At 69.8% G+C, this 9,703-nt stretch carries 10 protein-coding genes; 5 read left to right on the top strand and 5 right to left on the bottom strand.

The features are described 5' to 3' along the window. The first annotated feature begins 424 nt into the window (after positions 1-424). The 5 genes from IE258_RS40080 (at position 425) to IE258_RS40060 (ending at position 5,986) form a co-directional block, all read left to right on the top strand. Complete coding sequence (locus tag IE258_RS40080; protein ID WP_229892758.1) at positions 425-877, top strand: replication/maintenance protein RepL; 453 nt, start codon at positions 425-427, stop codon at positions 875-877. A 19-nt stretch (positions 878-896) separates the two neighbouring features. Next, entirely contained in the window at positions 897-1,292 is a 396-nt protein-coding gene (locus tag IE258_RS40075) for a Fic family protein (RefSeq protein ID WP_189750714.1), read from the top strand. Between the two features lie 506 nt (positions 1,293-1,798). Further along, complete coding sequence (locus IE258_RS40070) at positions 1,799-2,386, top strand: hypothetical protein (protein WP_189750713.1); 588 nt, start codon at positions 1,799-1,801, stop codon at positions 2,384-2,386. Between the two features lie 578 nt (positions 2,387-2,964). Continuing rightward, positions 2,965-4,344: an AlbA family DNA-binding domain-containing protein gene (locus IE258_RS40065; RefSeq protein WP_189750712.1), complete on the top strand. Its 1,380-nt coding sequence runs from the start codon at positions 2,965-2,967 to the stop codon at positions 4,342-4,344. Between the two features lie 229 nt (positions 4,345-4,573). Next, a complete protein-coding gene (locus tag IE258_RS40060) occupies positions 4,574-5,986 on the top strand; it encodes a hypothetical protein (RefSeq protein ID WP_189750711.1) in 1,413 nt (470 codons plus the stop codon). A 152-nt stretch (positions 5,987-6,138) separates the two neighbouring features. On the opposite strand, the gene IE258_RS41600 is transcribed toward IE258_RS40060, so the two are convergent. The 5 genes from IE258_RS41600 to IE258_RS40040 all read right to left on the bottom strand — a co-directional run bounded on the left by IE258_RS41600 (position 6,139) and on the right by IE258_RS40040 (position 8,990). Continuing rightward, positions 6,139-6,483, bottom strand: a complete 345-nt coding sequence (locus tag IE258_RS41600; RefSeq protein ID WP_229892757.1) for a GNAT family N-acetyltransferase — start codon at positions 6,481-6,483, stop codon at positions 6,139-6,141. Between the two features lie 32 nt (positions 6,484-6,515). Next, entirely contained in the window at positions 6,516-6,836 is a 321-nt protein-coding gene (locus IE258_RS41595) for a hypothetical protein (RefSeq protein WP_229892755.1), read from the bottom strand. A 57-nt stretch (positions 6,837-6,893) separates the two neighbouring features. Further along, positions 6,894-7,082 carry a hypothetical protein gene (locus tag IE258_RS40050; protein ID WP_189750716.1) on the bottom strand — a complete coding sequence of 63 codons (189 nt, stop codon included), beginning with the start codon at positions 7,080-7,082 and terminating at the stop codon, positions 6,894-6,896. A 35-nt stretch (positions 7,083-7,117) separates the two neighbouring features. Beyond that, positions 7,118-8,185: a hypothetical protein gene (locus IE258_RS40045; RefSeq protein ID WP_229892753.1), complete on the bottom strand. Its 1,068-nt coding sequence runs from the start codon at positions 8,183-8,185 to the stop codon at positions 7,118-7,120. Between the two features lie 607 nt (positions 8,186-8,792). Continuing rightward, the gene (locus IE258_RS40040; RefSeq protein ID WP_189750710.1) at positions 8,793-8,990 is read right to left on the bottom strand and encodes a hypothetical protein; all 198 of its coding nucleotides are present in this window, start codon (positions 8,988-8,990) and stop codon (positions 8,793-8,795) included. Positions 8,991-9,703 lie beyond the last annotated feature (713 nt).

Genomic DNA, 9,703 nt, shown 5'->3' with positions numbered 1-9,703 from the left:
CATCACCAGATCACCAACCGCGGACCGGCAGATTCCGCCCCGCCGCCACACCATCAGGCGACAGCAGACCCACTCAAAGACTCACGAACCGCCCACTTAGGGACCCCTGCGCGCCGGACCCCTGTCTCGCCCGCTCTCGACTGCCGGCACTCGCTCCGTGCGCGCCAGTGTCGGCGCCCACCGACACAAACTTGCGACGGATAGCAACTCTCCCGCGTGTAACATGCGGATGTCCGCAACTTTTGCCGTACAGTGCGCTCCACCTGTACGCGAAAGGATCATCTACATGGACGCAGCGGCAGAGGGCCTGCGCGCATGGCGCGCGAGTCCTCGACCTCAACCGCCGAAGGCTGTCAGGCCAGTTGAGAGGGATGGTGGCACCGACCTTGCACGCCGGATCGCCGAGCAGTTCGGCAAGGGTCCCGTGCACGAGGTCAAGACCGTCGTCTACCGGCGACCTCCTCACGACATGCTGGGCGAGGCGGGCTACTCCCTCGTCAGCAACTACTTCCTGCGACGCGTCCTGCCGTACTGCCTGATGCACAACATCATCAGCAAGCTCCAGGCCGCTGTGCTGTCGAACATGATCGGCAGGCAGAAGAAGGGCAAGATCGAGGCGACGCACGCTGAGATCGCATCCGAGCTGGGTGTGAAGCGGACCAGCATCGGCCACGCCCTGGACTCGCTCTGCGAGAAGAACCTCATTCGCAAGGTCAAAAGGTCGTCCTACCAGCTCAACCCGCGCGTCGCCTACAACGGGAACGGCCAGGAGCAGCAGGACTTCCTCGCCGAGCTCCGAGCACTCGTCCTCGACTCCAAGTTCCCCGACGAACTCGCCACCGAGCTCACCTTGTTCTCCCGGACCGAGCTCGGCTGACCGAAGGGATCGTCTCGCCATGATGACCACCACGGACTTGCTGGGCATGCTGCACCAGCTGCAGCTCACGCCCACAGCGATCGACGTCCTGTCGGTCATGGTCGCTCACCAGGACCCCGGTGGTTCGGTGGGCATGAAGCAGTCCGAGATCGACGAGATCCTCGGCGTCGGCCAGGCCTCCATGAGCCGAGCCATGGGACTGCTCGTCGACCGCGGCATCGTCCTTCGCTCCGGCGGCGGCCGCGGCCACCGATACGCCCTCAACCCGGCCGTGGCCGGCTACGAATCTCAGACCGAGCTGGAGAAGGAGATGACCCAACAGCTCGCCCTCGGTGGCCCACCGCCCATCAAGGTCCCCGGGTACGCCAAGCGCCCACCCAAGCCGGGTAAGGGCGGCCTCCACGCCGTCGCCTGACCCAGGCAGGACGCAGCAAGGCCCCGGCGGGATTGCCGGGGCCTTCTGCACCTGTACGCGAGTGTGCGTCGGTCCAGTATGCCTCGTCCTCGCTCTCCACGCTTCCGGCCGCCGGCCAAACCTGGCGCCGTCGGCGGCCCCTGAGCCCTCAATACGAAAGCGAGTCTCAGAGCAGTGGTCATACCAAGGCGGCTCATGGCGAGCTGGCGTCATCTCCGCTCTCGGCAAGCAGATTTGTACGCTGACAGAATGCAGCGCGCTCTATGCGGCGTCGGATATGCATGGATAGTACTGCCGCTCCATCTCCGCTCAGCCCTTCGCGCTTACTATCAATGGCGCAGAAAGGCCACATTCCACTACTTGTGTCGCATTGTGCTGGCCTGGTGTCTGACCATCATGGTTGCGGTAGAAGTGACCGGTGAGAACGTGAACTCACCCGTAGTCGTGATTCTCTTCTTCCTCGCTATCTACGGAGGAATTTTCACCTACCAGGTGCGCCCTCACGCATGCGCCAGCATCAGCTCGTGGCAGAGTGCGCTGCCGCGGTAGAGGTCGCCGCAGCAGCGGCGCAGGCCTGCGGCAGTGATCGTCCCGGGGCCATCCACCGGGTATCGATGTCCCTCCAGACGGTAGAGCGCGCGATCTTCCGGGCACGCCGCGCCCACCGCACCGTCGCCCGTCGCCGCCGGTCACGGCACGCCGCGTTGCGGCGCCACGCCGAGACCGTCGTCGCCACGCTGAGGGCCGCCGAGAAGGAACTGGACGGAACGAACCCGAATCGCGCACTCGAAGCCCTTGCCGGCCTGCTGTTGCGCATCGCTGGCAGCAGTGCGGCCAGTCGCACCGGAGTTCTACTGCCGGACAGCCTCACCGGTCCGTACGAGCACATCCGAGTACGGGACTTCGAACTCTTAAGGACAGCCGGCGTGGTGCTCATGGTCCTTGCCGCAGCAGCCGCGGTCGTAGTGCTAGACGTGCCGGACATCGCCGCCGTGACCATCATCATGGGCGTCGGCGTGCTGTCCGCGCTCGCCCTCTTCGGCGTCGCCTGGACGAAGATGCTCGCCCTCTTCGAGCTCATGAAGTCCGGGTAGCGGTGGCTGAGCTGATCGAAGACGACGAGGAGCCGGACGGCAGCCAGTCGTAACGACTCCACCGCCCCAGGCAACCAACCGGGGGCGGACCCCTCTCCTCCCGGAAGATTCACCGCCCCAGCCGTCACGCCTCCTCCGGCCACTCCGTCAACGTCACGCCCTGCTCCTCGTCAACGAAGGTGATCCCAGCGCCCGGCAGGCCCCCGCACCGGCCGACCCAGCCGCGGAACTTGCGTCCTTGCGGTCCCACCAGCCCGTGATGGCCGGCCTGCCCACGGAGGTCGCGGGGACGCGGTAGCGGTCGCTGCTCACCCCGCCAGGATGGCCGCCGCCGTCGTGCACCGCCCGGCCCGGCGCGCGCAGGCTGGTGGCATGGCCAGCTCCCAGCCTGTCGTCGTTGTCCTTGTGCCGCTCAGTAGGAAGCGGGCGACGGTGGCGCTCCTCGCGCTTAAAGAAGAACGCGTCCGGCCAGATGCCTGTGCGCTCCAGCATCGCCACCGAATGGGACGTCGCGCTGGCAGCCGGATGGCTGTCCTGGGAAGGGCAGCGTGTGTGTGCGCAATCTGTAGGGTCTGCACATGGTGACGCGACTGGGCAGGATCGAGGGCTTGTTCGGCCGACGGCTCGACGAAGTGGACTACCAGGCCATTGCCGAGCTCGTGGGCGTCCCTGAGGCAGCCGAGGGCGAAGATCTCGACTACAAGCAGGACCACTACCGGGCAGATGACCGGGGTCGCGAGGAGCTCGTCAAGGACATTTGCGCCTTCGCCAATCACATAGGCGGACTCCTCATCATCGGCATGGCGGAGACGCACGGGGTGCCCAGCAAGGTACTCGATGTCGACCTGGACGACGCCCGACTGCGCCACATCCGTCAGGTCATCGTCTCCAACACAGCACCGCCCGTCCCCTACGAGCCCATCGCTGTGCACAATCCCGATGCACCGGGCACCGGATTCCTGCTGCTGGCCGTGCCGCGCAGTCCCGCTGGCCCGCACGCCGTGACAGCGCCTGCGAGCAGGCCATCCAAAGACACTCTGCGCTACCCCAGGCGCGGCGGCAGCAGAACCGAGTGGCTGACCGAAACCGACGTCGCCACCGCTTACCGGGCACGGTTCACCGCGGCCGCCGAGCGCGAGCAGCGGCTCGCAGACATTGAGGAGGACCTCGTCGATGCCCTGGCGGCTCGCACCACACCGCACCTGATCGTCACTGTGGTCCCCGAGCAGCCCGGCGACATGGTCATCGACTCCGCGCGTTTCACCCGCTACCAGCAGGAGCTCCTCGGCACCCATCTCCACCTCGGGCAGCAGGCCAGCAACTTCGGGCGGGTGAGTGTCGGTCCGCGGCGCCTGATCGTGACGGAAGGTGCAGGCCGATACTCCGCACGCGCCGAACTGCACCGCGACGGCAGCGCCACCATCGCCCTCTCCCTGAGCGGGCGCATCTATGTGGACGACTATGAGGAGGCTCAACTCCACACCGCAGAACCCGGCGATGTCGTGTACCCGCTGCTATGCGCGCTGCCCTTCCTGGCTGCGCACGCACGCGACCGGGCAGCCGCCAGCGGCCTCGCTCAGGCCAGCGTCACCCTCGTTGCCGACATGGCCGCACACCCGTCCCAGACCCGGGTTTTCGAGCCCGATCGGCCGGACATCGTGCCATTCCGTGTCGACCGGCTCGATCCCGGAACAGGTCGGCCGCGACCGCTGACGCCCGAGTCCTATCCGCATGCCGCAGCCGCCGCCAGCGTCCTCCTGGACAACCTTGCCGATCAAGGTCGTGGCCTCCTGCAAGCCACCGCCGCCCTCGCCGACGAACTCCTGCAGGCGTACGGCTATCCCGAGACCGGCCTCATCACCCGCGCCGGGGAACTCATCCCCGCTGGCTTCTCCCACCGCACTTCCGGGGCCGTCGCGCAGTGGGCCGAGCAGCACGACCTACTGAACCCGCCGTGACCGGTCGTGTTCTCTGATTGCCCGAGCCGAAGCGGGACCTGCCTCCCCGCTGGCGGGGCTCGTGTTCGGACGACCGGTATGGGGCGTAGCACCGTGTTAACCGTAATAGGCAGGACAACTTACAGGAAAGCGGGCGAGCCTTGAGCGCATGACATGGGTACCAGGAAGTCGAGCAGTACGGGATCCGGAGTATGTGGCGCGGGTGCGCAGGTACCGGCCCAGTGCTTTGGTGCCGAAGATCGCCCGAGCTTCGGCGGCCTTTGCGCTGGAGTCGTCGTGGTTGGAGAGCCCGTACCAGAAGTACACACCGTGGGCCCTGGCTGATGCTGCCCGGGTGTCGCTGGCGTGCGGGAATGAGTACCACCGCAAGGAGGCGACCGACACGGACCTGCTGCGGATCTTGGACATGTACTCGCAGCTGGAGGACCCATACCTCTACGAGCACGACAGCGATGAGGACGCTCTGGGTTGGTGGCTGCTGCGCGCGGCCGGGGAGCAGATGATCTACCAGGAGCCGGTGTTCCAGGAGCTGGCACGTGCTGCGGCCATGCTCACGCAGACGACGGGGACACGGGAGGCGCGGTGCCTGCGTCCGGGCTGGGAAGAGGAGTTGCTGGGTACCAGCCTGTCGCACTATGTCGGCATCGCCCAGCTATTGTGGGCATCGGCGATCACTTGCGCCGGCTGGTTCGATCCAGATTCGCTGGAGGCGCCCGGGGCCGAGCCCATCTGTGCGGAGATCCCGGCCGCGACCATCGTGTCCGTGGCTGAGAAGCACTTCGTGACCGATACGGCCGCCTTCCGGAAGAGCAACGAGCAGGCCCGGCTGACGACCGATCCGCTCCTGCGCCGCTACGAGTACAACCCGCTGCGCGGCACGCCCCTGGTGAAGGGCTACGGCGCCGGCTTGCTCGCGCCGGTCAGCCAGCTGATCCCGGCCAAGGCGAGCCCGCTGGGCATCTACTACACCGGTGTCGACCGATTTGGTGCCGCCTTCGCTCAGGACCTGGGCGACCTGTTCGAGGCCTACGTCGGCCGCCAGCTGGGGCTGCTGCCCGACGCGACGGTACTTCCGGAAATCGTCTACGGCCAGAACCAGGCGCTCAGCGTCGACTGGATCGTCGTCACCGAGGAACTGATCCTGCTCGTGGAGGTGAAGTCCGTGCGGCCCACCGTGCACCTGCGCCTGGCCAACGAGCGTCGGGTCAAGGAGCTGCAGCGCATGCTGGGCCGCGCCTACGAGCAGATCGACCGCACCGCTGCTCTGATCGCGAGCGGGCGCAAGGAGTTCGCCGGGGTGCCCACTGATCGACCCGTGCAGGGGCTGATCGTGACGATGGAGCCGTTCCACATCGTCAACGCACCGCTGCAGCGGCCGCTTCTGCCGACCACCACGGTGCCCGTCACGGTGTGCAGCATCAGCGAGTTGGAGAACATCGTGACCATTACCGACACCTCCGTCAGCCGGCTCCTGCTGGACCGAGCCGATGACGCCCGGCGCTCCACCTATGCCCTGCGCGAGGCGCTGTCCGGGCACACCCACGCCCGCAACACCGTGCTGGACGCCGGATGGGACAGCTACCCCTGGCGCGATGCCGCGGGCGGGAAGGTACCGCCCGAGACCGCCGACGCGGCGCTGTAAGGGGGCGATCACCTCCAGGGAGCACCACCTGGTGCCGCAGCACTGGCTGCGGGAATCCATCGCCGAGCAACTGGCCCTGGCCTCCGTCTCCCCCGGGTTGAGCTGGTAGCGGCAGACCCGAAGGGAGCCGTGCGACGGCTGTTCCTCCCACGTCATCTGCGGCCGAGCAGGCCCGTCAGGACACCGTGCTGGTACGCCACGTGGGAGGCAAGCGGGCGTACCAGATGCCGCATCGAGGGCTCCGCCGGGTAGCGGAGCCGGCCGATGGGTAGTTGGAGGTCGAGCGGCGTCCCGGGGCCGAGGACGTGGAAGCCGTCGGCCTCGTAGTACGGCTTCAGGTGGGGTTTGTGCGTGTGGATGCCGCCGAGCATCGCCTGATAGCCCTGGAGGGTGTAGGCACGGACCAGGGCGTCGACGAGCTGGTGCCCCAGCCCTTGCCCGCGGGCCGTGTCAGCGACGGACACCGCCTCCAGCTCGACCAAAGCCCTTGCCAGCATGAGGCATAGCGGCCCATCGAGGCCTGCCTCCATCAACCACTGGATCGGGGGATCGCATGGGCCAGGCCGACGACCTCTGCCGTCTCCCGGTCCTGGGCGAGCAGCAGGGTCGCCGCGCCGAACTGTGCGGGAATGCGCCGGCCGGTGCGCATGCGATCGACGATCTCCCTGGGCATCGCCGCGTCCATGTACTCCACAGGCTCAAGGAGCGCGTGTACCACCTGTGGGTCGTCGTCGGGGGTGGCCGGACGGATCAGGTAGCGGCCGTGCACCTGCGGCGCTTCGGTGTTCTCCGGGTACGCCGGCTGTTGCGCGTTGCGGCGCTCTGCCCGGCGCCGCGAAGCTCGTCCCATGACTCCATTCTCCACCCCATGACGGCTTGTCAGAGCGGGTGTTGGCGCAGCAGCCATTCAGCAACCGGGCTGCGACGGGTGGTCGACGGCGGCCAGCCCGTCGTCGTACGCGGCGAGGTCTACCTCCCCGGCTTCGATCAGAGCCCGGCGCAGCTGCGCGACTTCGGCCGGGCGGTCGGCCGCGGGCAGGGCCTCGGCGGTCTGCAGCAGGGCGCGGGCGTGGCGGCGGACATCGCCGTCGCACACGCCTTGAGGGGCGGGGTGGGTGAGCAAATGCACGGCTAGCAGCAGGGCATCGGGCTCGCGCGGATGCGCGGCGGCGCGTTCGGCGACCCGGATGGCGTCGGTCTGGGCCGGCGAGTGGGCGGCGCTGCGCCGGGCAAGTGGCAGCCACACCTCGTCCGGGAGCGCCGCGGCGAAGTGGCCGGCGCCCGCCACGCGCCGGGTGGCATGCCGGCGTCGAGGGCAGCGGTCCACCACACCTGTTCGGTGTCCAGCGCGGTCCGGTCGACCGGCCGCATCCCGGTGAAGAGGGCGAGGTACGGGAGGAAGGCGGAGGCGGCTTCGGCGCCTCCCGGGCCGGCGGCCAGCGCGCGCCAGGCGGTCACGGGATCGCCGAGCAGACCGTCATGGCCGGTCAGCAGCGCGTGGATCACGCGGAACGCCACGGCGCCGGACGGTTCCTCGCGCAGGACGGCCAGAAGCTGGTGGCGGTCCAGGGCAGCGAGCAGCAGCGGATCGAGGCCGGGTCCGCGACGGTCGTGCAGCCACGCGGCGGCCGGCGAGGGCCGGCCGGGGACAAGTCCGTACACCTTGGTGTGGTGGGCGGCGGTGAAGGCGGTGGCGCGGCGGTGCAGGAGCGGCAGATGTTCTCCGATCACGGCGGCGACCGTTTCGTCGCCGCCGCGGGCGCCCAGGACGCAGGCGCCCAGATCTAGGACGTCGCCGGGCATCTGACCGTCGCGCAGGGCACGGCTGGCGGCGTAGTCCATGAGGCAGTCCAGAGCGCGCACCGCCGGGTGGGCGTCCAGCAGGCCAGCGCTCGGCTCCTGTTCCTCCCCGGCCGCGTGGTCGGCAGGTGGGCCGGCCAGGTCGGTGGCTGGCGTTGCCGGCCGACAGCCTCCACAAGTCGGCGGCGGGGCTGCGGGGTGGGTGAGAGGCTTGGCGAGGGTGTGCAACTGGTCCAGGACGGCCGGGATGTCACCGGCGAGATCACTGAGGCCGTCATCGGTGCGCCATACGAAGGTCAGCAGGTCGGAGCACGCCCGGCTGGCGTACTCGTCTGCGTCCGCAACGTGCGGGTCGGCGGGAGCGGGCAGGGCGCGGCTGAGCGAGAGGGCGGCGAGCACCGCCTCGGCCGGGCCGGCGGGGGAAGGCCTCGGGATGGCGCGCGGCCGCGGCTGCGGCGGCGAGGTAGAACGCGCCGAGCTCCGGCAGGACGAGGGCTGCGAGCACGGCGGGGACGTCGGCAGTCCAGGCTGCCGGGTCGGCCGCCACTAGGCGCTGCAGTACGTTCGCGTAGCCGGGTGCGCCCGCGTCCGTTGCCCCGGCCAGGGCGGCCGCGGTGGTAAGCGGGCCGGCCGCGGCGGCCCGCTCGCGCAGGTCTTCCAGCGTGAGCGCGGTGTGACGACGCGACTGCGGGCGGGCGGCAGCGCGCGGGTCGGGCGAGCCGTCCGGCCGGGCCTGGCGCAGCACTGCCAGCAGCGGGTCGTAGCCGGCCAGCAGCGGCGCGGGCAGGATCGGTGACCAGGCCCAGGCCCGCTCGGCGCTGGCGGGCAGGACCTTCCCTGCGATGGCGGTCGCGGGTGCTGAGCCGAGCGCCTGACGGGCTCGGCGGTGAAGGTCGGCGGCGCGCTCGGGCGGGCAGTTCGTGAGAACGAGGTCGACCAGGCGAGCTCCTTCCGGTGTCGGGTGGTTGGCCAGCAGCCGTATGGTGGGCTCGACCGCCAAGTCCCATCACTGCCCCCGCTTCTTCGTCCCCGGAGCCGCGGGGCGCGGGGGCGCGGCCAGGTGGGCGGCGAGCACCCGGTCGTGCACTTCTGCGTCCGCAGCCGCGATCCCCGACCACGCCCGCAGGCGGTCGGCCAGCGGCGGGCCGGCCGCGGCGTCTGCCGCGGCGAGGTCGAGGACCGCCCGGGCCAGCAGCGGACCCATATCCAGGACCGGGCCCAGGAACAGCGTGGCGTCAAGGACGCGGACCTCGGCCAGGTCGACGAACTCCGACCAGGATCGCCGGCCGGACGTCTCGATGTCGCGGCGCAGCAGGCCGCCAGCGCGCCGCGGACCGGGCGGGCCCAGCGGAACGGGGCGTCGGCGTCGGCGTGGACGGTCACGACCAGCTCCCGCAGCAGGCCCGTGATGTCGTGCTCAGGCAGGCGGGCCGCCCACTCCCGCTTCAGGATCTCGGTCAACTCGGGCAGCGACCGGCGCTCGGCGTGCGCACGCCGGCGCTCGTCCCGGTAGGCCCGCCAGCCGGCGTGCCCGAGGTCGACGGCGTCCTTCAGCAGTTCCTCGGCTACCAGGACCCAGTCCCTGTCCCGTGTAGGCAGCGGGAGGGTGCCCGCCCGGCAGGCCACCAGCCGGCGCGGCACGTCCGCGTGCTCGGCCGGCTGTCCGAGCCGGGCCGGGGACAGGACGTGCGGGAGCAGCCGGCGCGCCCCCGGCCGGGGGAGGGCGTCGGCGTCGGCCAGACGCAGCAGCGCGCCGAGCACGTGCGGGCCGGCCGGGGCGAGCTCGGCGGCGCGGCCGGCCAGCCACTGGCCCGCGACGTGGGGGGGTGCCTCTATGTCTTTCGTCAAGCGAGGCGTGGGGTTCTGGGTTCGTAGAAGGTGCCGTCGCGGAGCATCGCGAACAGCACGTTGATCCGC

The sequence above is a fragment of the Streptomyces tendae genome (assembly GCF_014650435.1).
GTDB lineage: Bacteria > Actinomycetota > Actinomycetes > Streptomycetales > Streptomycetaceae > Streptomyces > Streptomyces tendae.
Note: the sequence above shows the minus strand (reverse complement) of the source record. Positions and strands in the feature narration are given on the sequence as shown.

Coding starts and splice junctions, on each gene's coding strand:
- IE258_RS40075 (WP_189750714.1), top strand. CDS start 897: ATGATGACCACCACGGACTTGCTGGGCATGCTGCACCAGCTGCAGCTC.
- IE258_RS40070 (WP_189750713.1), top strand. CDS start 1,799: ATGCGCCAGCATCAGCTCGTGGCAGAGTGCGCTGCCGCGGTAGAGGTC.
- IE258_RS40065 (WP_189750712.1), top strand. CDS start 2,965: ATGGTGACGCGACTGGGCAGGATCGAGGGCTTGTTCGGCCGACGGCTC.
- IE258_RS41600 (WP_229892757.1), bottom strand. CDS start 6,483: ATGCTGGCAAGGGCTTTGGTCGAGCTGGAGGCGGTGTCCGTCGCTGAC.
- IE258_RS41595 (WP_229892755.1), bottom strand. CDS start 6,836: ATGGGACGAGCTTCGCGGCGCCGGGCAGAGCGCCGCAACGCGCAACAG.
- IE258_RS40040 (WP_189750710.1), bottom strand. CDS start 8,990: ATGGGTCCGCTGCTGGCCCGGGCGGTCCTCGACCTCGCCGCGGCAGAC.